Raw genomic sequence first — 26,927 nt, 5'->3', positions numbered from 1 at the left:
GGAATACGTAATTAACCCTATGGGGCTAACTACACCGGACTAGTTGTGGGGTACTCTCAAACCCTCGGTGCTCGGGAGTATCTTTGATCAACGAGTGGCGTTTAGAGTGAACAAAAAATGAGGCAGGTGTGAAAACCGCAATCGCGCTGGCAATGGCCGGCGCTCTTCTGACAATGGATGTCGGAGCTGTAGACTCGGGGTGGGACGGCAAGAGGCTGTACCGCTATACCAACGAACACGGCGTTCAGGTGCTGGACGATGTGGTGCCTCCCCGTTATGTGGCCGGTGGTTACGAGGTGCTAACCGCTACCGGGCGTGTGCTGGAGGTGGTGGCTCCTGAGCTTTCAGGCAAGGAGCTGGAGGAAAAGCAACGTCGCGAAGCCCAAAAGGAAGCGGACCTGCAGTTGCTGAAGCGCTATAACAGCCTCGCCGACATCGAATCTGCGCGTAAGCGCAAACTTGCCATTGTGCAGCAGGATATTGCGATCCTGCGTTCTAATATGACCTCGCTCAATCGACAGATCGAGAGCGAAGAGTCGGTCGCCGCGCGTACCCAGCGCAATGGCGGTACCATTGCTGCAGTACTGCTTGAGCGGATTGAAAACCTGCGCAAGGAGGTGAGTGTGGTCAACGAGCGTCTGGCATTGCGTGAAAAAGAAGCGGTAGCAATCAACAGCGAGTTCGACCAGGCTGCCAACCGCTACCAGGAAATAGCCGGCAACTGACGATTGATTCAGCCGGCTCGCTGTTCTCTCCCGATTCTTACCCTTGCGCAGCCAGTGCGCTTTCCCGGAAAAATCCCGCAACCAGTACCGGCCACTGTTCCGTCCAGTGCTCCGTCGGTTTACGTTTGAAACCACTTCTTACGTACTGAACGATGCGCCCCTCGGCGCTGGCCAGCAGCAGGTTGGCGGCGGCAGTCAACGGAATCGCCGGGCGCAACTGCTCGCGGAGCTCCGCTTCACGGAGAATCTGCTTGAGTTGGGTTTCCAGACGGTCGAACAGCTGCAGGATGCGGCCGTGCAAGCGCTCGGTTTCACCGGTCAGGGCGTCGCCGGTAAGCAGGCGGGTAATGCCCGGGTTGCGCTCACAAAAGGCCAGCAACAGGTGTAGGATCTTCTGGCAGCGCGCCAGTGCGCTGGGCTCGTCCTGCATGATCAGCTTGATGCGGCTGAATATGGTCTCCTCGATAAATTCGATAAGACCTTCGAACATTTTGGATTTGCTGGGGAAGTGACGGTACAGCGCCGCCTCGGAGAATCCCACTTCTTTGGCCAGTGCCGCAGTGGTGATGCGGGCGCCGGGGCTGGCTTCCAGCATGTGGGCCAGGGCCTGGAGGATCTGCTGGCGCCGATTGATTTTTTCGCTGCTCATGAACTGCCTTTGCCCGGAGTATTCAGCCGGGATCTGATTTTGTTGTTGTGCCGGTATTGGTCTCGTATCGTGGCTTTTCAGCGCTGGGGTGTCAGAAGCCCGCGTTCTTACAATAAAAAGATTACTGCGCCGAAAGCCTGTAAACCGGCGCCAGAATCGTAACGATTCGACGCCATGCCATCAATTGTTAGTGATCGTTAACACCGGTTATGTGATAGAGATCACGCAGGGTGTCGGTCAATCATCATCCGCATTGTCACTCAGGTTGGCGTTGGTGATCAGGGTGCCGACGCCGGTATCGGTAAAGATTTCGAGTAGCACTGCGTGCGGCACGCGGCCGTCGATGATGTGCGCGGAGGTTACACCCGCCTTCACCGCGTCCAGCGCACAGGCGATTTTCGGCAGCATGCCACCGTAAATGGTGCCATCGGCGATCAGGCCGTCAACCTCCAGGGTGGAAAGGCCGGTGAGTACCTCTCCCTCTTTGTCCTGCAGGCCCGCCACATTTGTCAGCAGCATCAGTTTTTCTGCTTTCAGGTACTCGGCAATCTTGCCGGCCACGAGGTCGGCATTGATATTGTAGGACTCGCCTCCTCTGCCCACGCCAATTGGCGCGATTACAGGAATAAAATCGCTGTTGAGCAGCATGTCGATCACGCCGGTATCGACACTTTCCACTTCGCCCACATGGCCGATATCGATGATTTCCGACGCGTGCAGACCGGCAGTCTCCTCTTTGCGGCGCAGCTTTTTCGCGCGGATCAGCAGGCCGTCCTTGCCGGTCACACCCACGGCGCGGCCGCCATTTTTGTTGATCAGGTTGACGATCTGTTTGTTCACGGTGCCACCGAGCACCATTTCCACCACATCCATGGTCTCGCTGTCGGTCACGCGCATGCCGTCCACAAAGCGGGACTCGATACTGAGCTTGTTCAGCAGATCGCCGATCTGCGGGCCGCCGCCGTGCACGACCACGGGATTCATGCCCACCAGCTTCATCAGGATCACATCGCGGGCGAAGCTGTTCTGCAGCTCCTCGTCCACCATGGCGTTACCGCCGAACTTGACCACCACGGTCTTGCCGATAAAGCGCTGGATATACGGCAGCGCTTCATTGAGAACCTGTGCGACGCGCAGGGCGGATTTCTGATCCAGGGACATAGCGTTTTCCTTACTGCTTGGGGAGACTGCCGCCTGGTGCTTAGGGAAGCACCAGAGAGGGGTCGATTTTCTGTAGTTGGTTGGCCACCTGCTCGCGAATACGCGCGAGGGCGGCTTCGTCGTCGGCCTCGAAGCGCAGGGTCAGTGCGGCGGTGGTGTTGGAGGCGCGCACCAGGCCCCAACCGTCGGCGAACTCGATGCGCAGGCCGTCGATGGTGTTGAGGTCTGCTCCCGCGAATTTAGCTTCGCTGCGCAGGCGCTCGATCAGCGCAAACTTGTCGCCCTCCGCCACCGGCAGCAGAATTTCCGGTGTGTTCACCATCTGCGGTAACGAATCGAGTAATTCATCGAGGCTCTGTTCGCGCAGTGCCATGATCTCGAGGATCCGTGCGGCGGCGTAAATGCCGTCATCAAAGCCGTACCAGCGGTCCTTGATAAAAATATGGCCAGACAGTTCGCCGCCCAGCAGCGCGCCGGTTTCCAGCATCTTGGTCTTCATCGGTGCGTGGCCGGTTTTCCACATAACCGGGCGTCCGCCGTACTGGGTGACCAGGTCTGCCAGCGCACGGGAGCTCTTCACATCGAATACGATATCGGAGCCCGGGTTGCGCGCGAGAATATCCCGTGCCAACAACATCACCAGCTGATCCGCCCAGACGATACGTCCGCTGCCGGTAATCAGCGTTACCCGGTCGCCGTCGCCGTCCAGGGCAATTCCCAGGTCCGCACTCTCCCCTTTCACCGCAGCAATCAGGTCCTGCAGATTTTCAGGGCGCGACGGATCAGGTGCGTGGTTCGGAAAGTTGCCGTCCACTTCGCAGTAGAGTGTTTCCACCGCGCAGCCCAGCTGCTCGAACAGCGCCGGCGCGAGGGTTGAGGTGGCACCGTTACCGGCATCAATCACAATATTGGGTTGCCCGGCCAGCGCTACATCATTGAAGATTTCGTCGATATAGGTGTCGCTGATGTCCTGGGCACTGTGGTTACCCTTTCCGCTGGAAACCTGGATGCTCTGCATCGTCCCTTGCAGCTCCCGCAGTTTGTCATCTGCCAGCGGGCGACCATCCATCACGATCTTGAAGCCGTTGTACTCCGCCGGGTTGTGGCTCGCCGTAACCATCACGCCGCTATTGGCATTCCTGCCCTTGGCACAGGCGAAATAGAGTACCGGTGACGGAACCAGCCCGAGGTCGACGGCGTTGCAGCCACTCTCCAGAATGCCCTCAACAAGGCAATCCCGCAGCAGCTCACTGCTATTGCGACCATCGCGCCCGACCAGCAACAACTTCTGTCCCGCCTGCAAGGCGATGGTACCCAGCGCGCGACCAAGCTGATAGGCAAAGGGCTCATTGATTTCTTCGCCGGCGATACCGCGAATATCGTAGGCACGGAATACGTGCGCGGGAATTTCGGTGCTCGGGGTGCGCATCAGGTCGCTGGCAGAGGCCTCTTCCACCTGTGGGGCTGCCGGCGCTGGAGAAGGTGCGGCGGCTACCGCAGTGCTGGTGTTCTCTTTCGCCTGTGGTGGTTTTTCCAGGTCTTCTTTACGCAGTCCGTTTCTGGTTGTGGCCTTGCCGTGGCGTCCGGCTTTTTCCCAGGGGGCAGCGCCACCCTCTGCGGGGACCAGCTGGCGCAAGGCTAACAGGCTGGCCAGCAGGCCAATGAGCGCAGCGCTATATATCCACAGGCCCGGAATACGGTGCTTGGTGGCGAAAATTGTCGATGGTGTGAACGATACTTTTATATAGCTCCCGGGCACCGGCGCGAAAGCGGCATCGCCACCGGAGGCTTGCGCCGGCGAATTCCATAGCGGGCGCGCCGGGCCGTCGGGAAACTGCTGTGCTATCTGGATACTGCCTGGCGTCGAGTCCAGCTTTGCCAGTTCGCGTTCGAATACGCCGAACGGCTGCGCGACCAGCAATGCACCCCCCGGTTGCGGACGCGCGCTGTAAAGCTGCCACTCGTCTCCTTCATTGCGCAGGAATTCAGGTTTCTGTTCGCCATCCTCCTGGCTGCGCTTCAGTAGATCCACCAGAGCGAAATTGAGCGGCGGCTTCCCGGTGCCCACCTGCAGCTCGTCGGTCCTGAAATATTGTACCGATGCCTGAGTAACTGCGCTGGTGCCGGTGCGAATGGCAGATTTATGTAGAGGCTGCAGGTCTTTCAGTTGCTGCTGCCGCTGGCCGAAAAAAACTTCCAGTTGTCTGGCATAGCTGTCGGCTTTTTGCTGTGCCGCTTCGCGCACACTGTCTGTATTGTGCTTGGAAATTACATTCGACATCAGCAGGTGCGCGCCGCCCAGCCAGAGGGCAGTTGCGAGCAGGGCTGGCAGCGTCAGGCCACTGTGCCACAGAGGCTTGTTTTGAGTTTGTGCTTGTACGGCCACGACTTTTCAGTCTCCCCAGACCACGGTTCAGTTATTGTGGGCTCTGAATCTTGTGTGTTGTTATGTACTTGTTGGTTTCGTAATTTATTCGTTCGGAAATGCACGTGCTGCAATGCGTGCGATCAAATTTGTGGCGAGCTCGGATTTCAGCGCAGGCGGTAATGGCTGTTCGCCATTCTTGTCGATCAGCGTTACCTCGTTGCGATCACTATTGAAGCCCCCTTCCGGGTTACTTACGTCGTTGGCCACAATCATGTCGAGATTCTTGCGTGCGAGCTTACCCTTCGCGTGTTCCACAACTTTTTCCGTTTCCGCGGCAAAGCCCACCACAAACGGGCGCATGGTGGTGCGCGCGGCGATGGTGGCGACGATATCCGGATTTTTCACCAGGCTCAGTACGTCGCTGTCGTTGCCGTCTTCTTTCTTTATCTTCTGGTCTGCGACGATTGCGGGGCGGAAATCCACTACCGCGGCGGCGGCGATAAACAGGTCGCAGCGGTCGGCGGCTTTCTCAGAGGCGGCGAGCATTTCGTCGGTGCTGACCACATCTACACGCGTCACTCCTTTGGGCGTTTCCAGCCGTACCGGGCCGGCAATCAGGGTCACTTCGGCACCGGCACGCGCTGCGGCGGCGGCAATGGCAAAACCCATCTTACCGGAGCTGTGGTTGCTTAAATAACGCACCGGGTCCAGCGCCTCACGGGTGGGCCCCGCGGTGATGGTGACTCTTTTACCGGCCAGCACCTGCGGGGGCTGCAGAAAATTTGTCAGCCCTTCGACAATATCCAGTGGCTCCAGCATGCGGCCCGGGCCTACATCGCCACAGGCCTGGCTGCCGGCGTCCGGTCCCAGCAAGGTCGCGCCCCGGGCTTGCAAGGTCTGTGCATTGGTCTGGGTGGCCGGGTGGCGCCACATGGCCTGATTCATGGCCGGTGCCAGTACTACCGGTGCTTCGGTGGCCAGGCACAGGGTGGTGAGCAGGTCATCGGCCAAGCCGGCGGCAAGCTTTGCCATCACGTTGGCGCTCGCTGGAGCGATCAGAATCACATCGGCCCATTTGGCCAGCTCGATATGCCCCATGGCGGCTTCGGCAGCCGGGTCCAGCAGGGTGGTATGCACCGGGTTGCCGGACAGGGCCTGAAAGGTAAGCGGACGCACGAATTCCTGGGCACCGGCGGTCATGACCACGCGCACGCGGGCGCCCTGATCCTGGAGCCTGCGTACCAGGTCGGCGCTTTTGTAGGCAGCGATGCCGCCAGAGACGCCAAGCAGTATCCGTTTGTCGGCCAATTTGGGCATATTCTGTGTTTCCGAAACGCTGGGAGCGCGTAAGATTACCATTTTAGCGCCGGTGGCCATATGGGCCATGCGCAGTAGTTGCGGGCTCGCAGGGGAAGCGAGCGTTTACTTTGACTGATAAGTTCTACCCAGGGAGGGGAGATGGCGATTACGGACTGGCCGGCGGAGGAGCGTCCGCGGGAGAAGTTGCTGGCGAAAGGCGCGGCGGCACTGTCGGATGCGGAGCTGCTGGCGATCTTTCTGCGCACAGGGTTACCGGGTATCTCGGCGGTGGATCTGGCGCGGCAGCTGCTGGCGGATTTTGGCGGGCTTCGGCCCTTACTGGAGGCGGAGCGCAAGGCGTTCTGTGCCGGTAAGGGGCTGGGGGATGCGAAGTTCGTGCAGTTGCAGGCGGTACTGGAGATGGGCCGCCGGCATCTGGCGGAGGATCTGAAGCGATCGGATGCGCTGACCAGCCCGCAGGCGGTGCGTGACTATTTATCCGCACAGTTGCGGCATCGCACCCGGGAGGTGTTCTGCTGTCTGTTTCTGGACAGCCAGCACCGGGTGATTGCCTATGAGGAGTTGTTTGAGGGCACCTTGAACGCAGCGAGCGTATATCCCCGCGAGGTGGTACAGGCGGCCCTGAGTAAGGGAGCCGCAGCGGTGATCCTCGCCCACAACCACCCCTCCGGGGTGAGTGAGCCCAGTCAGGCGGACATTCATATCACCGGGCGGCTGAAGGATGCGCTGGCATTGGTGGATATCCGGGTGTTGGATCACCTGATTGTCGGAGAGGGTGGCGGGTGTTCTTTTGCGGAGCGGGGGTTGATTTAGCTCCCTCTATATAAGGGACTTCGTAGTCACCGCCGTGGCGGCGAAGCGCCAGGTGTGGGTTCTCGAAATCGCTGTGAACCCATCCCTGGGCGCTCCGGCGGCGACGTCCTGTCGCCGACGGTTTCGAAAACCCACCCCTGTCACTCCGCCTTCCCCCCAGGGCGATGGCGCTACGTAGCCGGGGTGCGATTCCCTGAATTGTGGCGGGATTGACGCCTCCGACCCAAAGTGGCTGCTCAGACAGCAAAAAAGCTGGTCAAAACTTGCCCCACCTAGGGTGTTCTGGTATAAAACGCCGCTCTTTGCGGCCGGGCCAGATTCTGTACAGATCCCGCGGTCCGCTGGATAACGAATTTTGCATTTGCCCCGCCGCCGAGCTGAGGGCACGAGAGTTTTTAAGAGGCTAATCAGATGTCCAAGGTATGTCAGGTAACCGGTAAGCGCCCGGTAACCGGAAACAACGTTTCTCACGCCAAAAACCGCACCAAGCGTCGCTTCGTGCCGAACCTGCAGTCCCACCGTTTCTGGGTGGAAGCAGAGAAGCGCTTCGTTAAACTGCGTGTTTCTACTAAAGGTATGCGCATTATCGATAAGAAAGGTATCGATACCGTACTGGCAGAGCTGCGCAAGCGCGGCGAGAAAGTTTAATTACTGCTTAACCGCAGATTGGAGACAGAACAATGCGTGACAAGATTCGCCTGAATTCCAGCGCCGGCACCGGCCACTTCTACACCACTGACAAGAACAAGCGCAACATGCCTGAGAAAATGGAGATCAAAAAATACGATCCCGTTGCTCGCAAGCACGTTATGTACAAGGAAGGCAAAATCAAGTAATTGATTGCCTGACGAGTTCGCGAAAAAGCCCGGTTTTCCGGGCTTTTTTGTGTCTGATCGAAGTGAAAATCTGCAAATCGAAGGTCGTGGTGCCGGTGGAAGTTTGCGGGACCGTCTGCGGCCCGGATGGCCGCAGCCGAGCCCCCAGGGATGGGTTTACGGCGTGTCCCGCAAACTTCCACCGGCACCATGACCGCCACTGGACTCGCTAGTGGTTGCCCGGAACCCAAAACGATGCCTGAACTACCTGAAGTAGAAACTACCAAGCGCGGCCTGGCCCCCCATCTGGAAGGCCGAAAGGTAAAGCTGTGTGAGATCCGCCAGCACAGCCTGCGCTGGCCGGTGGATGCGGACTTTGCCGAGAAGATTCAGGGTGCCCGGATTCAGCGCCTGGACCGCCGTGCAAAATATCTGCTGGTGGAAACCGATAAAGGCCTCGCCATCTGGCACCTGGGCATGTCCGGCAGCCTGCGGATCGTCGACGGCAAACTGCCGCCGGAAAAACACGACCATATCGACTGGCTCCTCGACAGCGGCCAGCGCCTGCGCTTCCACGACCCCCGGCGTTTCGGCGCCCTGTTGTGGACAACCGAATACATCGCCGATCACGAACTCATCGCCCATCTGGGCCCCGAACCCCTCAGCGATGAATTTCACAGCGACCACCTGTTCAGCGCCTCCCGCAGCCGCAAAGCCCCGGTAAAGACCTTCATCATGGACGGTCGTATCGTCGTCGGCGTCGGCAACATCTACGCGTCTGAGGCCCTGTTTATGGCCGGCATCCGCCCGCAGACCCCCGCCGGCAAAATCTCCCGCCCGCGCTACGAGCGGTTAGTGGAAGCCATCAAAACCGTCCTTGCCGCCGCCATCGAACAGGGCGGCACCACCCTCAAGGACTTCGTCGGCGGTGACGGCAAACCCGGCTACTTTGCTCAACAACTCAACGCCTACGGCCGCGCCGGCCACCCCTGCCCTCGCTGCCCCGGTACCATCCGTGAGCAGATCATCGGACAACGAAACACCTTCTTCTGCCCCCGCTGCCAGCGCTGATTGGGAATCCATTTGCACCCACCCTAAATTTGAGTCCGATATTCTCATCGGACGCATTTCCATGATTATGATGTTGCCCTTACTCACGGCACTCATCTCCGCCTGGTTCGCCTGGCGTGGGCACCGTTGTACCGCCATGGTCTGGTGGGGGATTACCGCGGCTATCTATGTGGCCTGGTGCTTCTACCATATGACGTCGAGCCTGAACATTTCCCTGTAACGCCACCGGAGACCTGCGCCGTGATTCACCAATTGCTTGGTCTGCGCCGCTGGACCGATTGTCTGAACGCTCTCGCCCTGCTCGGAATTAGCGGGGTACTCTGGTTCGCCTTTGCCTGGCAGATTGTGCTGCACGAACTGCCCTGCCCATTGTGCCTGCTGCAGCGGGTTGCCTTTGCCATGGCCGGGCTCGGTCTGATGCTGAACGTCTGTTTTGGTAGTCGCCCGGCCCATTACGGCATAGCGATTCTGTCGGTGCTGGCGGGGATGGTGTCGTCGGCGCGCCAGGTTCTGCTGCACATCGCTCCCGGTGATCCTGGTTTTGGTTCACCATTTCTCGGGCTTCATTTTTACACCTGGGCGCTGCTGGGCTTTTTTGCGCTGGGGCTGTTTCTCGGTGGGTTGTTACTGCTTGATCAGATGAAGCTGAAGGAGGCCGCCGATGTACCGCGCACACCGGGATGGCTGGGGAGGCTGGCGGTGTACAGTTTTCTCGCGATACTGCTGGTTACGCTAATAGCCACACTGCTGGAGTGTGGCGTTGGCCCCTGCCCGGATGATCCCACCAACTATCTGTGGTTGCCGGGAAGGTCTTAGATGTGAAATTAAACCGGCGAGGTGAGTTTGAGTCCGGCAATGCCGGCCACAATCAGGCCGATACACAGCAGCCGCGGCAAAGCTGTGGATTCCGCAAACAGGGCAATACCAAGAATCGCAGTGCCTACCGCACCAATGCCGGTCCACACTGCGTAGCCGGTACCAACGGGAATCGTCTTTAATGCCTGTGCGAGGAAATAGAAACTCGCGATCATGGCAATAATGGTGAGCACACTGGGCAACGGCTTGCTGAAGCCCTGGGTGTACTTGAGGCCGATGGCCCAGCCCACTTCCAGTACTCCGGCAATCAGTAGCAGTAGCCAGGGATTGGCCATGTGGATTTACCTCTGTTGATACCCGGTTTGTTGCGAGCCTCTTCGTGAACTTTTAGCGCCCGACGGCACTGCCTTCGCGGCGTGTGTCTGCGCCGCCATACAGCGCTCCGTCTTTCAGTGCGATACCGTGAATACCGCTGTTCAATTCCTTGCGCACCACCTTGTGACCCAGGGCTTCGAGCTTTTTCAGCTCGGTATCCGTCAGCGTGTCCGGCTCCACTTCCACCCGATAGCCAATCGCGCCGATATTGCCCGCGTGTATCGCCTCGGCAATCGGCATGCCCTTGGACAGATGGTAGAGAATGGTACGTGCAGTGTAATCAATAATCCGCGATCCGCCCGGGGAGCCGACAACCATGCGCAGGCTGCCGTCCTTGTTGAAGACGATGGTGGGCGACATGGACGAGCGCGGGCGCTTGCCCGGTTGTACACGATTCGCGACCCGCTCCTTTTCCGCATTGCGCGGTACAAAGGAGAAATCGGTGAGCTGATTGTTGAGCAGAAAACCTTTGACCAGCAGGCGCGAACCAAATCCGGTTTCAATACTGGTGGTCATACTCACAGCATTGCCGTACTGATCGACAATGGACAGATGACTGGTATTGGGCATTTCCGGGGATTTGGCTTCAATATGTTTGCCGGAAAGTTCTCCCGGTGCACCTGAGCGCGCCGGCATAGCTTTTTCCAGGTTGATCAGCTTGGCCCGCTGCGCCAGATAGTGCGGCGCGACCAGTTCATCGGTAGGCACCTCGACAAAGTCGCTGTCCGCCGAGTAGGTATTGCGGTCGGCGAAGGCCAGTTCGGAGGCTTCCACGAACAGATGGGTCAGTTCCGCACTGCCGACGTCCAGCTTTTCCATGGGAATATGCTGCAACATACCGAGGATTGCTCCCACGGTGGTGCCGCCGGACGACGGCGCCGCGGCCCCGCACACTTCATACTCGAAAAATTCGCTGCACACCGGCTTGCGCACCTTGGCCTGGTAGTCGGCCATATCTTTCAGGGTCATCACACCGGGGTTGATGGGATCGTCGCGCACCGCATCGACAATGGCTTCGGCAATCTCTCCCTCGTAAAAAGGCTTGGTACCATTGGCGGCCAGCAATTTCAGGGTGGCGGCGTACTCGGGGTTTTTCAGGATATGGCCAACGGGCAGCGGCTCGCCTTCTTTGCCGAACAGGTATTCGCTGATGGCCGGGCGCACCGCGACGCGCGGCATCCGGTCCGCCAGATGGTAAAGGCGGGGCGATATGGCAAAGCCGTTTTCGGCAAGCGCAATCGCCGGCTGAAACAGCGCCTTCCACGGCAGTTTGCCGTCGCGCTTGTGGGCCAGCTCCAGCATACGCATCACACCGGGCACGCCTACGGAGTAACCGCCGATTACCGCTTCGAGAAAGCCGCGGGGTTTGCCGTCCTGAATAAAGTAATTTTCGTCCGCCGCCATGGGCGCAGTTTCGCGGCCGTCGTAGGAGTAGAGTTTCTTGTCGTCGGCGCGGTAGCTCAGCATAAAGGCACCGCCACCGATGCCGGAGGATTGCGGCTCCACCAGACCGAGTACCAGTTGTGCGGCAATGGCAGCATCCACCGCGGTGCCGCCCTTGGCGAGCATCTTGGCGGCGGCATCGGAGGCGTGGGGGTTGGCGGTGACCGCCATATAGGACTCGGCAGTGGCAGATTTGATTTCCGTGCGCCCGGTAGCGATCTCCGGCTGTACTTCCGTTTGCTCGGCTTGGGTGCCGGGCACAGCGGCACTCGCCGTGGCTATCAGCAGACTGGAAAGCAGCTGACCGGACAGGGCGGTGGAAAGAATGAGGGAGAGAAGCGGAATACGTTTCACTGGGCGATCCAAAATGACTGGAATCGCCCGAGTGTATCAGACTGCCAGCGCCGAGGCTGACAATCGACGGTGGGCCTTAGCGGCTGTATTTTTCCTGCAGGGCTTTCTGGACGCCGGGGGGGACGAACTTGGTGACGTCGCCGCCGAGGGAGGCGATCTCGCGCACCAGTGAGGAGGAAATGTAGGAGAGGTGCTCCGCCGGGGTCAGGAACAGGCTTTCCATCTGTGGCGCCAGTTGGCGGTTCATATTGGCGAGCTGGAATTCGTATTCGAAGTCGGATACCGCGCGCAGGCCGCGCACCACACCGTGGGCATCCAGCTGGCGCACCAGGTCGGCGAGCAGGATGTCGAAGCCGATCACCTCGATATTGTCCAGGTGAGCCAGCTCCTGCTGGGCCAGCTCCACCCGCTCTTCCATGGTGAACAGCGGATTTTTGCGAGTGCTGGCGGCAACGGCGACCACCACGTGATCGAACATGCGGCAGGCACGCTCAACCAGGTCCATGTGACCATTGGTGATGGGGTCGAAAGTACCCGGATAAACCACTTTTTTCATAAGCCAATTCGCCTTGCCGGCCAGAAGGGACGCGCATCTTAAACAATTTAGCCCCCGCTCTCAAAAAGTCCGGGGAAAATCCGTCAAACTTGGGTGAATGTTCGGGATTCACGCGCGAAATTTTGCATCAGCTGGCGTCAACTGGCTTTAAAAAGTCGCATGCAGACCTGCCCGGCCTGCTTTTCCTTATCCAGCTGCCAGTTTGCAGGCGCGGGAACCTGGGTATTCCGCGGGGATTCCACGTAGATCAGAGTGTCTTCACCGATGCAGCCGGCCTCCACCAGGCCCGTCAGCGCTGCTGTCCACAGGTCGTTGGCGAAGGGCGGGTCGACAAAGATTACATCAAACGGCTCGGCGGGCTGGCTCAGGTACACCTCCGCCGGGCAGTTGTGCACCTGTGCGCCTTCGGCTTCCAGTAGACCCAGCTGCTGCCGCAGTATCTGCGCGGCCCCCCGATCCAGCTCCACAAAATCGACCTGCGCGGCGCCGCGGCTCAGGGCCTCCAGGCCCAGCGCGCCGGAGCCCGCGAACAGGTCCAGGCAGCGGGCCCCCGGCAGGTGAAACTGCAGCCAGTTGAACAGTGTCTCGCGCAGGCGGTCGCCGGTGGGGCGCAGTCCTTCAATGGGGGCAAAGGCCACTTTCCGCCCGCGCCAGCGGCCGCCGATGATGCGCAACTGCGATGCTGCCGACGGGCGAGCACTGTCGTTAGGTCGGGGGCGGCGGTTTCTGGGCATTGGCGGTCCGGAAAAATCGTTACAGCGGCAAATAGGGACGGGCTACTGTGTGCTAAACAGTCAGCGGTGCTAAGATTAGCGCCTTTCCAGGGCCGGCTGCCAGCCGGTATTCGCCAGTCACCCTTTTCCTTCGAAGAATCCACACCCGATGATTTTTGATTTTCTGCGCAAGAAGAAGCCCGAGGACCAGGCCGCCGAGGAGGCGACACCCTCGACGGAGGCCCAGAACCCGCTGGTAGAGACAGCGGATGAGGTCGAGTTTGAGATTCCGGAGAACCTGCTGGCAGATGCCCTGGCCGAGGAGGCCGTAGAGCAGCCAGTGGAAGAAGAGACGCCGGTGGCGGCGGACGAGGGTGAAACCCTGTCGGCGGAAGAGGCCCCGGAATCCGGGTTTGATCCGGTGGCCGCGGTGGAAGCGCCACCTGCTCCCGAGACGCCTGTAGCTGAAGTGCAGGAAGAACTGGCTCCTCCTGTTCCTGCAAAAGAGCAGGAAAAACCCAAGAAAGAAGGCTTTTTTGCCCGTATCCGCCGGGGCCTGTCCCGCACCAGCAGCCAGTTTGCCGAGGGTATGGGCAATCTGTTCCTGGGCGCCAAGGAGATCGATGAAGACCTGATGGAGGAGCTGGAGACCCAGCTGCTGATGGCGGACGTGGGCGTAGACGCCACCACTGAGATTATCGATCGCCTGACCGAGCGGGTTTCCCGCCGCGAGCTGTCCAATGGCGAGGCGCTGTACAAGGCGCTGCAGGAAGAACTGGCGGGGCTATTGGACAAGGTTGAGGCGCCCCTGGCCATCGATCAGGCGAAAAAGCCGTTTGTGATCCTGGTGGTGGGCGTGAACGGTGTCGGCAAGACGACGACCATTGGCAAGCTGGCGCATCGCTTCCTGAACGAGGGCAAGTCGGTGATGCTGGCCGCCGGTGATACCTTCCGTGCGGCGGCGGTGGAGCAGCTGCAGGTTTGGGGTCAGCGCCACAATGTGCCGGTGGTGGCTCAGCACACCGGTGCCGATAGCGCCTCTGTCATCTTTGATGCGATACAGTCTGCGCAATCCCGGGGTGTGGATGTGGTGATTGCGGATACCGCGGGTCGCCTGCACAACAAGTCCAATCTGATGGAGGAGTTGTCGAAGGTGCGCCGGGTGATGGGCAAGCTGGATGATTCGGCGCCCCATGAAGTGTTGCTGGTGCTGGATGCGGGCACCGGGCAGAACGCTTTGTCTCAGGCGGAGACCTTCAAGAATTCTGCCGGGGTGACGGGGTTGGTGCTGACCAAGCTCGATGGTACGGCCAAGGGCGGGGTGATTTTCGCGCTGGCGCAGAAGCTGGGGATTCCGGTACGCTTTATCGGTGTCGGCGAGCAGGCAGAGGACTTGCAGCCGTTTGTGGCCAAAGACTTTGTGGCGGCGCTGTTTAATCGCGCTCAGGGGTGATAGCACTGGAAGGTCTTGCAAGGCTATACCCGCTATCAGCGCCTTCGCATTAAACCGAAGTGCAATAGACGCGCTCTCGAAGAAATTAAAACAACAAAAACGCGCTCATGATCCAGTTTGATAACGTCAATAAACGCTACGAGTCCGGCCAGGATGCGCTGGGGCGGGTCAGTCTGGAGATCGATCGCGCGGAGATGGTGTTTCTCACCGGTCATTCTGGCGCCGGTAAAAGTACCCTCCTGAAACTGCTCACCGCCATCGAGCGCCCTACCCGCGGCAGCATCATCGTTGGCGGCCAGAATCTGAATCGGCTGCGTAATGGCCAGATCCCCTACTACCGCCGCAACCTCGGTATCGTGTTCCAGAATCACCAGCTGCTATTCGATCGCACCGTGTTCGATAACGTGGCGCTGCCTCTTTCCGTGTCTGGCTGCAGTAAGCGCGAGGTGGGCCGGCGGGTGCGGGCGGCGTTGGATAAGGTGGGGTTGCTGCACAAGGAGAAGCAGAATCCCATTGTGCTCTCCGGTGGTGAGCAGCAGCGGGTGGGGATTGCGCGGGCGGTGGTGAACAAGCCGACGCTGCTGGTGGCGGATGAGCCGACCGGTAACCTGGACCCGAAGCTTTCGGAGGAGATCATGAATCTGTTCCGGCAGTTCAACGGGGTGGGCACGACGGTGTTGATAGCAAGCCACGATCTCGAGCTGATTGCGCGGATGCGCCAGCGGGTGCTGACCCTGCAGCAGGGCCAATTGATCTACGACGGATACCCGAGCCGTGAACCAGCGTATTAAATCTTCATCCGCAAGAACCCAACCGCAAGCCCCCGAGCGCGCCCGCTCTACCGGCGCGGTGACCGCGCGCACCAGTATGGGTGACCTCTTCGGCAGTTGGCTGGATCATCACCGCGAGATGTGGCGGGAGTCCTGGGTGCGTTTTTTTGCCTCGCCCATGTCCAGCGGTATGACGGCGCTGGTGATTGCCATTGCGCTGGCGCTGCCGGCGGCACTGCAGTTGGGGCTGACTAACTTCCAGAAGGCGGTGGCCGGCTGGGATGGGCAACCGCAGATTTCGGTGTTCCTACACAAGCGCGCCAAGCAGAGTGCGGTCACGTCCTTTGCGGACGATCTGCGCGGTGATCCACTGGTGGCGCAGGTGACGTACATTTCTCCGGAGCAGGCGCTGGCGGAATTTCAGCAGGCGTCCGGGCTCGGGGATGCGCTGCTGGGAATGGACAGCAACCCGTTGCCAGCGGTGTTGCTGGTGCGCCCACGGGGGTCCGACAGTGCTGCGCTGGAGTCTCTGGCCGAGCGCCTGCGCGAGAGTGCGCTGACCGACTCGGTGGTGCTGGATATGGCCTGGGTGCAGCGGCTGGCGAATCTCACCGAACTCGGCCGCCGTATGAGCCTGGGGCTGGCATTTCTGCTGGCGCTGGGGGTGCTGCTGGTGGTGGTAAACAGTATCCGCCTGCATATCGAGAACCGCCGGGACGAGATTCTGGTGGTGAAGCTGGTGGGGGCGACGGACGCCTTCGTGCGCCGGCCCTTCCTGTATACCGGGTTGGTGTATGGCCTCGTCGGTGGGCTGATTGCCTGGCTGCTGGTGAGCATTGGGGTCTGGTTGCTGGCGGGGCCGGTGAGCGGGCTGGCGAACCTCTACGGCAGTGGCTTCCGCCTCGATGGGCCCGGCTTCACCTACCTCATTGGCCTCGCCGGTGGTGCGGCCCTGCTGGGTTTGACCGGCGCCTGGCTGGCCGTGGCGCGGCATATTTCCGCGATTCAACCTCGCTAGTGCCCGCCTCGTCATCCCGGCCTCGAGCCGGGATCCAGAATCCCACGATGCTCAAACTCTGCACTGAATACCGGCCTGCGCCGGTATGACGGGGTTTACTTCATATTTTGGGGTGTAAAACAGAGGTTGACCGAATGGTCAGTCAAGAATCGTAAAGCGTGGAACTTCCCCTGTGGATAACCGCTCTAATCACCCGGAAATTAAGGGCTGGCGCGGTTTGCCGACCTCCTGCTCCCGGGGTTCCATTTCCCGGTGCGGGTGCTACACTGTGGCCAACTTTGCTCTCCCGGTGCCGCTTAAAAACTGATCGCTGTTCATTTGAAAGTGCTCAGTTCAGGGCCGCAAGAGCAAGCCGCCGCAAACTACTGGTCCCGGTATGAAATAGTCCGGGCAGCAAGTGCCAAGCGGGGCAACCTGAGTTACGAGGAGAATCCTGAATGGGAACCAGTTTACAGCCGATTCACACACTGTCGCCGGGCGCCAATCTGAACGCCTACATCCAGACGGTCAGCGGCTTTGAAGTACTCTCCGCCGAGGAAGAAAAGAAGCTCGCGGAAGATCTCTACTATCACGAAAATCTCGAGGCGGCCCGTCAGCTGGTCATGTCTCACCTGCGCTTTGTTGTGCACATTGCTAAGTCTTACTCCGGCTACGGTCTGAACCAGGGCGACCTGATTCAGGAAGGTAACGTGGGCCTGATGAAGGCGGTGAAGCGTTTCAATCCGGAAAGGGGTGTGCGTCTGGTGTCCTTTGCAGTGCACTGGATCAAGGCGGAGATTCACGAGTTCATCCTGCGCAACTGGCGCATCGTCAAGATCGCCACCACCAAGGCGCAGCGCAAGCTGTTCTTCAACCTGCGTGGCCAGAAGAAGAAGCTGGCGTGGCTGACCAACGATGAGGCCAAGCGCGTTGCTGCTGAGCTGAACGTGGATGTGCAGCACGTACACGATATGGAAGGTCGCTTGGCGGCCCACGATGCGGCCTTCGATGCCGGCGTGGACGACGACGAAGATTCCGCGTGGCAAGCGCCGGCCCACTACCTGGAAGACCGCCGTTACGATCCGGCCACCATGCTGGAAAACGATAACTGGCAGGAAACCAGCGTGAACAACCTGACGGCCGCGATGGAGCAGCTGGACGACCGCAGCCGCGATATTATCGAGGCGCGCTGGTTGAGCGAGTCCAAGTCGACGCTGCACGAGCTGGCCGACAAATACGGTGTTTCTGCTGAGCGAATCCGCCAGCTTGAAAAGAACGCCATGAAAAAAGTCCGGGTGGCGATGGAGGCCTGACAGCCTTCTCACTGACCGGATTCAAGAACCGCGCTACTGGCGCGGTTTTTTCGTATGGGGGCTTTGTTCGGGGTTAGTGGGATTCGCTTTGAAGCTGGTCTGGTGGCGGTGAGGCACCGGGTATCTGTTTTCGGAACCACTGTGAACCCATCCCTGGGCGTTGCGGCGCAAACTTCCTGTTTGCGACGCTTCCGAAAACAGATCCCCGGTACCTCCCCTTCAATTTTGACTGCTGTTCTTCGTAAGCCAGAACGAAAGGAATAACGATGGCTAAATTGTATTTATTGCTCGCCGCATTTTTTGGTGGCACCGGTGTGGTTCTAGGTGCGTTTGGGGCCCATGGTCTGCGCGACAAAGTCGCGGAAAACTTGTTGGAAGCCTATAAAACCGGTGTGCACTACCAAATGATTCACGCCCTGGCCCTGATCGCTGTGGCGGTATTGATTCATCAGATCGGCGCAAAAACCTCGCTGATTGTAAGTGGTGCCCTGTTTGCAATCGGCATCCTGTTTTTCTCCGGCAGCCTTTACGGCCTGACCTTCGGCGGTCCCAGAATTTTGGGTCCCATCACCCCGTTGGGCGGCACCCTGCTGATCGGTGGCTGGATAGCACTATTTGTCGCCGCCTTGAATTACGGAAAATAATCGCCAACCAAAGGCGGTAAAAACACAGAAATACGAATTGAAGGCCAAGTGCCGGGTATGGGGTTTCAGAAGCGTCGGCGACAGGGACGTATTCACAGGGGGGCGCCTAGCTCGGTTCTGAAACCCCATACCCGGTGCTGGGCCGCCCCACCACCAGCTACGGAGCACCCAAAAAAAGCTGCGGAGCTCAGAGGTAAGAGATGCAAGAAGAACCCAACAACGAACCAGGTAACGAGGAAGAAGACTTCCCCTACCGCACCGAATTCAAAAAGAAATCCATCCGTAGCTACGTGATTCGTGGCGGGCGTATGACCGAGGGCCAGCGCAAGGCCTTCGATAATTACTGGGGCCCGTTTGGTCTGTCCCTGTACGACGGCGCCATTGACCCGAAAGAAATCTTTGGCCGCGAAGCGCCAGTAGTACTGGAAATCGGATTCGGCATGGGCGACTCCCTGCTGGAAATGAGCGAAGCCGAAACCGACAAAGACTTTATTGGCATCGAAGTCCACCCGCCCGGGGTCGGTCGCCTGATCAACAACGCCGGCAAATCTGAAGTCAAAAACCTGCGCGTCTACATGGCCGACGCCATCGACGTGCTCAACGACTGTATTCCTGACGCCAGCCTCGACCGCTTCCAACTGTACTTCCCCGATCCCTGGCACAAAAAGAAGCACAACAAGCGCCGCATCGTGCAACCGGAGTTTGTAAAACTCCTGTGTAGCAAACTGAAACCCGGCGGCCTCATGCACATGGCCACCGATTGGGAAAACTACGCAGAGCAGATGCTCGAAGTGCTCGAAGCGGAAGAGTTGCTGGAAAATACCGCAGGCAAAGGCAACTACGCCCCGCGCCCCGATTTCAGGCCGCAAACCAAATTCGAGCGCCGCGGCGAACGTCTGGGCCACGGCGTTTGGGACCTGCTCTACAAAAGGAAATAAGCCGACAAACACCGCGGGTCAGATAGGAAATAACTCCCGGCCCGCTGTGCTATCTTCTGTCTACCGGTAAATGGATGCTCCGGAGCAACAATGACAACAAGCCCCACCCTCGTCTCAAATCAAATGCGCGCCTTACTACTGGGCGGTGCACTGCTCCTGCTGAGCGGACCGACCCTGGCCGATCAGGAAGGGACACTCAATCTTTATCTTAACGCCGGACAGTACTGGTTTGACGACCAGCGCCTCGACGGCACGCCCTACTTCGGATTTGAGCTGGACGACAGCTCGGGAGGCGGTATCGGCTTCGGCTACAACATTACCGACCGCTGGGCCATCGAAGGCGTGTACGATTATTTCAGCGTCAATGTCCGTGACACCCGCGAAGACGTCGGCGTGCAGAACTATCACCTCGACCTTATGTACCAGTTTGCCGGTCAGTTCTGCGGCAATTATCTGTGGCAGCCGTATGTGGTGGCCGGTGTCGGCGAGTTACGAATCGACGAGGATACCTACGGCTACCCGGATGACTGGCACCACCGTCAGACCATGGTCAACTTCGGCGCCGGTGTGAAATACCAGTTTCTACCGCGCTGGCAGATCCGCGGAGATCTGCGGGGATTCCAGGGGGTTGAGGAAGGCGGTATGGACAGCTTCCTGAGCTTTGCCATCGGGTATCAGTGGCAAGATGAGGTCGCCCCGAGAGACTGGGACGGCGACGGGATTTACAGCAATATCGACCAATGTCCGCAGACACCGCCGGGAATTGATGTGGACCAGCGGGGCTGCCCCATCGACAGCGATGGCGACGGGGTGCCGGACTATCTCGATCAGTGCCCCGGAACGCCCATGGGTATGGCGGTGAACGTCGACGGCTGCCAGCGGGAAGCCTACGATCCCAGCGACTTTTCCAAGTAAACGTCGATTGCGCCTATCGGGGGGAGAGGCAGATTACTCTCCCGCCCGAGCCGCTTCCAGCGCCTCCGATACTTCCAGCCATTCCATTTCCAGCTCTTCCAGGGACTCTTTCGCTTCCCCTTGGGCCCTGGTCAGGCGGGTAATTTCGTCCTGCTGGCCGCCGCTGTAGAGATCTTCATCCGCCAGCTTTTCATCCAGGACCTGTACCTCCTTCTCCGCCTTCGCCATCTTCTGCTCGATACTCTTTAGCTTGTTGGTGAGTGGTTTCAGCTGCTCGCGCAGTGCCGCCGCAGCGCGGCGTTGGGCCTTTTTGTCTTCCACCGGCCTGGCGGCCGTATCGCTAGCGGCCGACTCACTGCCGCTCTGCCGCTTCTCCTCGCGCTTGAACGCCAAAAGCCACTGTTTGTAGTCATCCAGATCGCCATCGAAGGGCTCCGCGCGCCCCTCGGCCACCAGGATAAATTCATCGGTGGTATTCGCCAGCAGGTGGCGATCGTGGGATACCAGGATCACCGCACCGGGGAATTCTGCCAGCGCCAGGGTCAGGGCGTGGCGCATCTCCAGGTCCAGGTGGTTGGTGGGTTCATCCAGCAGCAGCAGATTGGGTTTTTGCCACGCCAGCAGTGCCAGAGCCACCCTCGCCTTTTCACCACCGGAGAAGCCACCTACGGCCTCGAACACGCGATCGCCAATAAACCCGTAGCCGCCGAGGAAATCCCGCAGTTCCTGCTCGCTGGCGTTGGGGGACAGGCGCTGTACATGCAGCAGAGGGGAAGCCTTCGAATCCAGCGCCTCCAGCTGGTGCTGGGCGAAGTAGCCGATCTGCAGGTGCTCGCCGCACTGGCGCTCGCCGTGAATCAGGGGTATTTCCCCGGCGAGGGTTTTGATCAGAGAGGATTTACCCGCGCCGTTCGGCCCGAGCAGTCCGATACGGCGGCCGGGCTGAATACCCATTTCCACCCGCGGCAGAATGGTCTTGCCGGGGTAGCCGATCTCCGCCTCGCGCAGATCGATCAGCGGGTTGGACACCTTGTCAGACGACGGCAAACGAAAGCGGAACGGAGAGTCCACGTGTGCCGGAGCAATCTCCGCCATGCGGTCCAGTGCCTTCAGGCGGCTCTGGGCCTGCTTGGCCTTGGTGGCCTTTGCGCGAAAGCGCCGCACAAAGTCCTCCATATGCGCGCGCTGCGCCTGCTGTTTCTCGTACTGCACCTGCTGCTGTGCCAATCGCTCGGCACGGGCGCGCTCGAAGGCGGTGTAGTTACCGCTGTAGAGCACCAGGTCCTGATGCTCAAAGCTGACAATACCGTCTACCACCGCATCGAGAAAATCCCGGTCGTGGGAGATGATCAACAGGGTACCGGGGAAACGCTGCAGCCACTGTTCCAGCCACAGGGTCGCATCCAGATCCAGGTGGTTGGTGGGTTCGTCCAGCAGCAGCAGATCCGCAGGGCACATCAGCGCCCGCGCCAGGTTCAGGCGAATGCGCCAGCCACCGGAAAAGCTTTTCACCGGGCGCTGCTGGTCGGCGTGGGAAAAACCCAGGCCGTCGAGCAACTGTGCGGCACGGGCAGGACCGCTGTAACCATCAATCGCCGCCATGCGCTCGTGCAGTTCCGCGATGCGTTTGCCGTCGCTGCCATCGGCCTCGGCGGCATCCAGCTGTCCCTGCAGCTCCCGCAGGCGGTGGTCGCCATCCAGGGCGTAGTCCAGCGCGCTGCGCTCGCTGGCAGTTACCTCCTGAGCCATATGGGCAATTTCCCAGCCGGAGGGAACCTCCACACTGCCGGCATCGCTGTCCTGCTGCTTCAACAGCATCTTGAACAGGGTGGACTTGCCGCAGCCATTGGCGCCGATGACGCCGACCTTGTGACCGGGGAAGATACGGCAGCTGGCGTCGTTGAGCAGGTCGCGCCCGCCCACCTGCAGCGATACGCCTTGCAGATTAATCAATGGAAACCTCTTTGAATTCGCCCGATTTTGACTAGGCTATCGGCTATAACAAACCGCCGGGATTCTAACGTGACAGAAACCGCACCTCCATCTCCACCGCTCTGCCCACTGCAAAACCCGCTGTGGCACTTCAGCCTGGAGTTTTACCGGCAGCCCTCGGTGGCCGAATTCCTGCTCGACTGCCAGGACAGTAAAGGTGCCGACGTGTGCCTGTTGCTGTGGGCCAGTTACACCAGTGCCTGTGGTCGTCAGCTCAGTGATGAGAGCTGGCGCGTGGCCGACCGGGGACTGGCGCCGCGGCGGCGCATGATCAGCAGCGTGCGCAACATGCGCCGATTGCTCGGGCGGCTGAATAAGCAGAGCCGTATCTACGAATGGTGCAAGCGCTGCGAGCTCCGTATGGAGCAGCGGCAACTCGCTGCGTTGTGGAAGTTGAATGGTGAAACCTGGCCGGAGACCCGTTCGCCGCTGGCGCTGGCGGGTGAGCAATATGGTTTGATGCAAAAAGATCAGGCCCGCTGGGCGGGCCTGATTGACGCCTACAGTGCTGCCGGCAGTGCCGGTGGCAGCGAGGCTGGCCGGGAACCGCGCGGCGGCAGTATTCCCGGCGTTACACTTTGACGGCGTTGTGAGCCAGGGCTCAGTGCTTGTGTTTGTGCTCTTCCGGACCGTAGTGCGGGTTTTCTTCAGTGGCGAACAGGCTGTTGGCCGGGGTGCTTGGGGTGATGCTAGGTGTTACCGGGTTGGCGGCCGCGGTGCTGGACTCTGGAACCAGTGGCTTTGGCTCTGAAGCCTTGCCCATAACCGGTGCAGGAGTTTCAGGTGCTGGGGTTACTGCGGGTTTCGCAGTCGGGGTCGCTGGCGTAGACGGTTGAACCGCGGGCTTGGCAGCGCCTGCGCCATTGGTTTTTTGTACCGGCTTACTCTCTGCGGCCTTCTTGGTTGTCTTCTTCGGCGCCGCCTTCTTGGCTACCGCCTTCTTAGCATCCGATTTGTCGGCAGTGGCCTTTTTCGGTGCGGCTTTCTTTGGCGCTGCCTTCTTGGGCTCAGCCGTTTTTGCGGCGGCTTTTTTCGCAGGGGCTTTCTTCGCGGTTGCTTTTTTAGCGGCGGCTTTCTTCGGTGCAGCTTTCTTGGCCGCGGTCTTCTTGTCAGCCGGTTTTTTCGCGGAGGCCTTTTTCTCTGTTGCAGGCTTGGCTGAAGCAGCCTTCTTCACCGACTTTTTCTTCTTCGGCTTGCTGGCGGCCATCACCGATTTCGCTGCAGCTTCACCGGCCTTCTTCACTGTCTTGGCGGTTTTCTCGGCCAGTTTGGCTGCAGCGGCGGCGGCTTTGGAATCTGCGAGGGATTGAGCAGCCTCTTTGGCAACCTTTTCAACTTTGGCCACGGCGGCTTTGGCCGCATCCACTTTTTTCTTGGCGGAGGTTTTAGCGGCTGGCGTTTTTGCTTTGCTGCCCGCGGTGCGCGCCGTGGCAAGCTTGGCCTTGGCTTTTTTCACCTGGGCCTGAGCCTTGTCGGCTTCCTTGGTGGCTTTGCTCAGGGCTTTGTCGGCATCGGCCGCTTCCTTGGCCCGTGCTTTTTCGAGTTGGGTGGCAATCTTGGCGATCTGTTTTTCCAGATCGGCAACGGAAATAGCGGCTTTGCGTTTGGCGGCCATGGTTCAAAATCCTGCGGTTGAAACGGGTTGTGTACATGCTCTTGAAAGAAACCCCGACGATTCCCATTTATTGATAGCAGAACCACCTCTCTGCCTGCGAACTTACTGTGAAAAAACGGGGCTGAACGCTGATAATAGCGCTGTTATTTCGGAAGTGCATCCCCGCCGCCTGTGGGAATTGTTGTGGAATTTACTGGGGGTTTTTTCTGGTGCAATTCAAAAGTGACAATTGTCAGGAAAATGAAACAACCGCGGTCCGCTGTGGTCCTACCTGGAATCCCCGGGTGCCTGCGGATTGCCGGTGTGCAGCCGTTCCCAGCATGGGTTAGACTTGACTGTCGCTGGGCCCGCTTGTGCTACTGTGATCTGCCGCACAAAGTGTGTTTGGGTCAGGGTGTAAAACAGCAGAGAAGGGTGGAACCCTGCTCGTACAAATAAATGCTTCACGGAAATAAAGAGACAATTCTCATGAATAAAACTTCTTTGGCTGCTGCGATTGCTCTGGGTATTGCACTGGTCGGCTGTAACAAGCAGGAGTCTGCAGGTTCCGCAGATATCAAACTGGAATCCCAAGAGCAGAAAGTCAGCTATATCATTGCCGAAGATATGGCCAACCGCCTGAAAAGCCAGGAAGTTGCTTTGGACCCAAAAATTGTCGCCATGGCGCTGGAAGATGTAGCCAGTGGTCGCGACTCCCGTCTGAGCGAGGAAGAAAAGCAGCAGGTTATCCAGGTATTCCAGGAGAATATGCAGGCCAAGCAGAAAGAGCTGATGGCCAAGCAGGAAGAAGAGTTCAAGGCTTCCGCGGAAAAGAACCTGGAAGAAGGTAAGAAGTTCCTGGAAGAGAATGCCAAGAAAGAGGGCGTGCAGACCACGGACTCCGGCCTGCAGTACAAGGTGGTCACTGAAGGCACCGGCCCCAGCCCCAGTGAATCCAGTGTTGTCGAGGTGGACTACAAGGGCACCCTGATCGACGGAACCGAATTCGACAGCTCCTACAAAAACGGCAAGCCGGTACAGTTCCCGGTGAAGGGCGTAATCAAAGGTTGGACCGAAGCCCTGCAGCTGATGAAAGAAGGTGCAAAGTGGGAACTCTACATCCCGTCTGAGCTCGCCTATGGTCCCGGTGGCGCGGGCGGCCTGATCGGTCCCAACTCCACCCTGGTATTTGAGGTGGAATTGCACAAAGCCAATGTTGGTGGTGACGAAGGCGCGGCCGAAGAAGAGGCGGTTAAAGAAGATGGCGCGGAAGATCAGGCGACCGAATAATCGGAAGCTGATTCACCGTCATCAAAAAAGGGGCCGCTGGCCCCTTTTTTTTATTCGCCTGAGTTGAGTGTCAAGTCGATCAGGCCAACTGGTTTTTGTGCGCAGTGTGCAGGGTATCGATCATAAGGTCTTCCGCGGCAAAGCGGGTTTCCAGTGCAACACCCAGCACCGACAGATCTTTTACCAGGGTGGTGAGATCATCGGTTTCCAGATATTTGTCGTTGAAATCTACCGCCACGTCGGTGGTGCCGTCGATTTCACGGTACAGGGCCTTGGCCTGCTGCAGACCCTCGGCATCGCCAAATGCCTGCCCTTCCTGAATTAGCTGGTCGTACACCTCAAAGTGGCCAGCGGAGACATAGTCCACCAGCTGCTGACACAGGGTGCGCACGCTGGCTTCCGCTTCTTTGTCGCCGTCGGCAAATTCCTTGTGCTCTGACAGCTGGCAAAAGCTCACCAACAGCGCCTGACGGGATTGCAGCCAGCGGTCAATAATCTGGCTGACGCCGCCCCAGCGCTCTTGCGCGTTTTTACAGTTCTCCAACATCTCCAAGTTTCCTTTTGTGACTTCTACAACTGCTCTTAGGAATGTAGAAGCTTCTGCCGCCGCGGGCAAGGACGGCGCGGGAAAAAACGACGGCAAAGACGAGTTCCGGGAATTGGGTCAGGTCGGGACCGACTTTGACTCAAATGTTGACCAGTACCGGAAGTAGCAAAGCAGTCAGCGCGCCGCAAAGCCCCATGGCGAGGGCGGAAAAGGCGCCGCACAGGGCGCTGATTTCCAGCGCGCGCACGGTGCCGATGGCGTGGGCGTTGACACCCAGGGTGAAGCCGGTGACCCGCTCGTCGGTGACCCCCAGCAGCTTCAGCAGGCCGGGACCGCACACCGCGCCCACAATTCCGGTAAACGCCACGACACCGGCAGCGAGGCTCTGGATACCGTTCATCTGCTCGGTCAGCGCCAGGGCCACCGGGGTGGTGACTGATTTGGTGGTTAGCGCGATCAACACCGCAGCGCTGCCGTTTAGCAACATAGCAATCAGCACCGCCACCAGCGGCGCCAGTATCGCGCCCACCGCGAGGCCCAGTATCAGCGGCCCGCCGACTTTTCGCACCATTGTCAGGTTCTGCTTCAGCGGAATGGCCAGGGCAACCACGGCGGGCCCCAGCAACAGATACAGCAGACCGCTACCGCGCTGGTAGCCGGCGAAATCCACGTTCATTAGCAGCAGCCCGGCAAACACCAGCAGGCTGCCGCCGACCACCGGGTGCAGTATCGGTGTACCGGAGCGGCGGTAAATCTTTAGCGCCAGCCAGAAGCCGAGAATATTGAGCGGCAGTATGACCAGCGGGTGTGTGCAGGAAAGTGGCTCCGCAAAGTTGATGGCAACCTGCTGTACCTGTGCCAGCCACTCGCGCAGCGGCGCGAATGCGTTACTCGCCATTGTCGCCACCCTCGCCGCCTCGTCCGCTGCGTCGGATCAGGTGATTCAGCAGCAGTGCGGTCAGCGCGATACTGATCAGGGTACCCACGACCATGGCGACGATCAGGGCAACCCAGTCACCGCCGGACAGGTCGCGCAGGAAGTAGATGCCCACGGTGGCGGGAAGGAAAATCAGCACTAGCAGGCGCAGTATCTGCTCGCCCACCAGCCCAAGACCGCGCGGCACGCGACCGTAGAGCATCATCGCCAGCAGCAACAGGAGCATGCCCAGCACCGGGCCGGGCAATGGCAGCGACAGTGCGGCAACGAGGATGCGGCCAGCGAGGTCAAAGGCCAGCAGCAGGCCAGCCCCCAACAGCCAGCGCGGGAGTGTGCGCAGGAACGACACGGGAAGAAT

Annotated in this window: 29 protein-coding genes; 16 read left to right on the top strand and 13 right to left on the bottom strand. The window is 59.4% G+C overall.

What is annotated here, in order from left to right; all coding sequences use genetic code 11:
• Positions 1–128: 128 nt before the first annotated feature.
• A complete protein-coding gene (locus tag ACXAG1_RS13345; RefSeq protein ID WP_475119955.1) occupies positions 129–725 on the top strand; it encodes a hypothetical protein in 597 nt (198 codons plus the stop codon).
• A 37-nt stretch (positions 726–762) separates the two neighbouring features.
• Here ACXAG1_RS13345 and slmA read toward each other — a convergent pair whose 3' ends face one another.
• From slmA to coaBC, 4 genes are all read right to left on the bottom strand, one after another.
• Entirely contained in the window at positions 763–1,374 is a 612-nt protein-coding gene (slmA, locus tag ACXAG1_RS13340) for a nucleoid occlusion factor SlmA (RefSeq protein ID WP_475091221.1), read from the bottom strand.
• Positions 1,375–1,611: 237 nt separating this feature from the next.
• Complete coding sequence (gene argB, locus ACXAG1_RS13335; RefSeq protein ID WP_475091220.1) at positions 1,612–2,535, bottom strand: acetylglutamate kinase; 924 nt, start codon at positions 2,533–2,535, stop codon at positions 1,612–1,614.
• A 40-nt stretch (positions 2,536–2,575) separates the two neighbouring features.
• Positions 2,576–4,921 (bottom strand): phosphomannomutase/phosphoglucomutase, encoded by a 2,346-nt coding sequence (locus ACXAG1_RS13330; RefSeq protein WP_475119954.1) that lies wholly within the window; start codon positions 4,919–4,921, stop codon positions 2,576–2,578.
• A gap of 84 nt (positions 4,922–5,005) precedes the next feature.
• The gene (coaBC, locus tag ACXAG1_RS13325) at positions 5,006–6,220 is read right to left on the bottom strand and encodes a bifunctional phosphopantothenoylcysteine decarboxylase/phosphopantothenate--cysteine ligase CoaBC (protein ID WP_475119953.1); all 1,215 of its coding nucleotides are present in this window, start codon (positions 6,218–6,220) and stop codon (positions 5,006–5,008) included.
• Positions 6,221–6,361: 141 nt separating this feature from the next.
• Here coaBC and radC point away from each other — a divergent pair, with 141 nt between their 5' ends.
• The 6 genes from radC to ACXAG1_RS13295 all read left to right on the top strand — a co-directional run bounded on the left by radC (position 6,362) and on the right by ACXAG1_RS13295 (position 9,738).
• A complete protein-coding gene (gene radC, locus ACXAG1_RS13320; protein WP_475091217.1) occupies positions 6,362–7,036 on the top strand; it encodes a RadC family protein in 675 nt (224 codons plus the stop codon).
• 411 nt (positions 7,037–7,447) lie between these two features.
• Positions 7,448–7,684: a 50S ribosomal protein L28 gene (gene rpmB / locus ACXAG1_RS13315; protein WP_010132080.1), complete on the top strand. Its 237-nt coding sequence runs from the start codon at positions 7,448–7,450 to the stop codon at positions 7,682–7,684.
• A 32-nt stretch (positions 7,685–7,716) separates the two neighbouring features.
• Positions 7,717–7,872 (top strand): 50S ribosomal protein L33, encoded by a 156-nt coding sequence (gene rpmG, locus ACXAG1_RS13310; protein WP_043319942.1) that lies wholly within the window; start codon positions 7,717–7,719, stop codon positions 7,870–7,872.
• A gap of 234 nt (positions 7,873–8,106) precedes the next feature.
• Positions 8,107–8,922, top strand: a complete 816-nt coding sequence (gene mutM / locus ACXAG1_RS13305; RefSeq protein ID WP_475119952.1) for a bifunctional DNA-formamidopyrimidine glycosylase/DNA-(apurinic or apyrimidinic site) lyase — start codon at positions 8,107–8,109, stop codon at positions 8,920–8,922.
• 61 nt (positions 8,923–8,983) lie between these two features.
• A complete protein-coding gene (locus tag ACXAG1_RS13300; protein WP_475091215.1) occupies positions 8,984–9,142 on the top strand; it encodes a DUF5993 family protein in 159 nt (52 codons plus the stop codon).
• A gap of 20 nt (positions 9,143–9,162) precedes the next feature.
• On the top strand, positions 9,163–9,738 hold the full coding sequence (locus ACXAG1_RS13295) for a disulfide bond formation protein B (RefSeq protein ID WP_475091214.1): 576 nt from the start codon (positions 9,163–9,165) through the stop codon (positions 9,736–9,738).
• A gap of 8 nt (positions 9,739–9,746) precedes the next feature.
• On the opposite strand, the gene sugE is transcribed toward ACXAG1_RS13295, so the two are convergent.
• The 4 genes from sugE to rsmD all read right to left on the bottom strand — a co-directional run bounded on the left by sugE (position 9,747) and on the right by rsmD (position 13,200).
• Entirely contained in the window at positions 9,747–10,073 is a 327-nt protein-coding gene (gene sugE / locus ACXAG1_RS13290) for a quaternary ammonium compound efflux SMR transporter SugE (RefSeq protein ID WP_475091213.1), read from the bottom strand.
• Between the two features lie 52 nt (positions 10,074–10,125).
• A complete protein-coding gene (gene ggt / locus ACXAG1_RS13285; RefSeq protein ID WP_475119951.1) occupies positions 10,126–11,910 on the bottom strand; it encodes a gamma-glutamyltransferase in 1,785 nt (594 codons plus the stop codon).
• A 76-nt stretch (positions 11,911–11,986) separates the two neighbouring features.
• Entirely contained in the window at positions 11,987–12,466 is a 480-nt protein-coding gene (coaD, locus tag ACXAG1_RS13280) for a pantetheine-phosphate adenylyltransferase (RefSeq protein WP_475119950.1), read from the bottom strand.
• Between the two features lie 137 nt (positions 12,467–12,603).
• Entirely contained in the window at positions 12,604–13,200 is a 597-nt protein-coding gene (gene rsmD / locus ACXAG1_RS13275; RefSeq protein WP_475119949.1) for a 16S rRNA (guanine(966)-N(2))-methyltransferase RsmD, read from the bottom strand.
• A gap of 448 nt (positions 13,201–13,648) precedes the next feature.
• Here rsmD and ftsY point away from each other — a divergent pair, with 448 nt between their 5' ends.
• From ftsY to ACXAG1_RS13240, 7 genes are all read left to right on the top strand, one after another.
• Positions 13,649–14,632: a signal recognition particle-docking protein FtsY gene (gene ftsY, locus ACXAG1_RS13270; protein WP_475119996.1), complete on the top strand. Its 984-nt coding sequence runs from the start codon at positions 13,649–13,651 to the stop codon at positions 14,630–14,632.
• A 107-nt stretch (positions 14,633–14,739) separates the two neighbouring features.
• The gene (gene ftsE / locus ACXAG1_RS13265) at positions 14,740–15,423 is read left to right on the top strand and encodes a cell division ATP-binding protein FtsE (protein WP_475119948.1); all 684 of its coding nucleotides are present in this window, start codon (positions 14,740–14,742) and stop codon (positions 15,421–15,423) included.
• Positions 15,407–16,420, top strand: a complete 1,014-nt coding sequence (gene ftsX / locus ACXAG1_RS13260) for a permease-like cell division protein FtsX (RefSeq protein ID WP_475119947.1) — start codon at positions 15,407–15,409, stop codon at positions 16,418–16,420. Before ftsE ends, ftsX begins: the two co-directional genes overlap by 17 nt.
• A 437-nt stretch (positions 16,421–16,857) precedes the next feature.
• On the top strand, positions 16,858–17,712 hold the full coding sequence (gene rpoH / locus ACXAG1_RS13255; protein WP_475119946.1) for an RNA polymerase sigma factor RpoH: 855 nt from the start codon (positions 16,858–16,860) through the stop codon (positions 17,710–17,712).
• 266 nt (positions 17,713–17,978) lie between these two features.
• Positions 17,979–18,356 carry a DUF423 domain-containing protein gene (locus tag ACXAG1_RS13250; RefSeq protein WP_475119945.1) on the top strand — a complete coding sequence of 126 codons (378 nt, stop codon included), beginning with the start codon at positions 17,979–17,981 and terminating at the stop codon, positions 18,354–18,356.
• Between the two features lie 200 nt (positions 18,357–18,556).
• Positions 18,557–19,294, top strand: a complete 738-nt coding sequence (trmB, locus tag ACXAG1_RS13245) for a tRNA (guanosine(46)-N7)-methyltransferase TrmB (RefSeq protein ID WP_475119944.1) — start codon at positions 18,557–18,559, stop codon at positions 19,292–19,294.
• A gap of 90 nt (positions 19,295–19,384) precedes the next feature.
• Positions 19,385–20,209, top strand: a complete 825-nt coding sequence (locus ACXAG1_RS13240) for an outer membrane beta-barrel protein (protein WP_475119943.1) — start codon at positions 19,385–19,387, stop codon at positions 20,207–20,209.
• Between the two features lie 33 nt (positions 20,210–20,242).
• Here the strand turns inward: ACXAG1_RS13240 and ACXAG1_RS13235 are convergent, their stop codons facing one another.
• On the bottom strand, positions 20,243–22,162 hold the full coding sequence (locus tag ACXAG1_RS13235; protein ID WP_475119942.1) for an ABC-F family ATP-binding cassette domain-containing protein: 1,920 nt from the start codon (positions 22,160–22,162) through the stop codon (positions 20,243–20,245).
• Between the two features lie 69 nt (positions 22,163–22,231).
• Between ACXAG1_RS13235 and ACXAG1_RS13230 the strand changes: the two genes are divergently transcribed.
• Complete coding sequence (locus tag ACXAG1_RS13230; protein WP_475091203.1) at positions 22,232–22,783, top strand: TIGR02444 family protein; 552 nt, start codon at positions 22,232–22,234, stop codon at positions 22,781–22,783.
• 19 nt (positions 22,784–22,802) lie between these two features.
• Here ACXAG1_RS13230 and ACXAG1_RS13225 read toward each other — a convergent pair whose 3' ends face one another.
• Positions 22,803–23,816, bottom strand: coding sequence for a histidine kinase (locus ACXAG1_RS13225; RefSeq protein ID WP_475091202.1), 1,014 nt, complete (start codon positions 23,814–23,816; stop codon positions 22,803–22,805).
• Between the two features lie 468 nt (positions 23,817–24,284).
• On the opposite strand from ACXAG1_RS13225, the gene ACXAG1_RS13220 reads away from it, so the two are divergent.
• Positions 24,285–25,085, top strand: coding sequence for an FKBP-type peptidyl-prolyl cis-trans isomerase (locus ACXAG1_RS13220; RefSeq protein WP_475119941.1), 801 nt, complete (start codon positions 24,285–24,287; stop codon positions 25,083–25,085).
• A 79-nt stretch (positions 25,086–25,164) separates the two neighbouring features.
• Here ACXAG1_RS13220 and rsd read toward each other — a convergent pair whose 3' ends face one another.
• The 3 genes from rsd to ACXAG1_RS13205 form a co-directional block, all read right to left on the bottom strand.
• Positions 25,165–25,632, bottom strand: coding sequence for a sigma D regulator (gene rsd, locus ACXAG1_RS13215; protein WP_475091200.1), 468 nt, complete (start codon positions 25,630–25,632; stop codon positions 25,165–25,167).
• 139 nt (positions 25,633–25,771) lie between these two features.
• Positions 25,772–26,530 (bottom strand): LrgB family protein, encoded by a 759-nt coding sequence (locus ACXAG1_RS13210; RefSeq protein ID WP_475119940.1) that lies wholly within the window; start codon positions 26,528–26,530, stop codon positions 25,772–25,774.
• The gene (locus ACXAG1_RS13205; RefSeq protein ID WP_475119939.1) at positions 26,520–26,918 is read right to left on the bottom strand and encodes a CidA/LrgA family protein; all 399 of its coding nucleotides are present in this window, start codon (positions 26,916–26,918) and stop codon (positions 26,520–26,522) included. The genes ACXAG1_RS13210 and ACXAG1_RS13205 overlap by 11 nt, the downstream gene beginning before the upstream one ends.
• Positions 26,919–26,927: the final 9 nt, after the last annotated feature.

This window comes from Microbulbifer sp. ABE4_465, from assembly GCF_056160765.1.
This window is presented reverse-complemented; position numbering and strand designations above follow the sequence as displayed.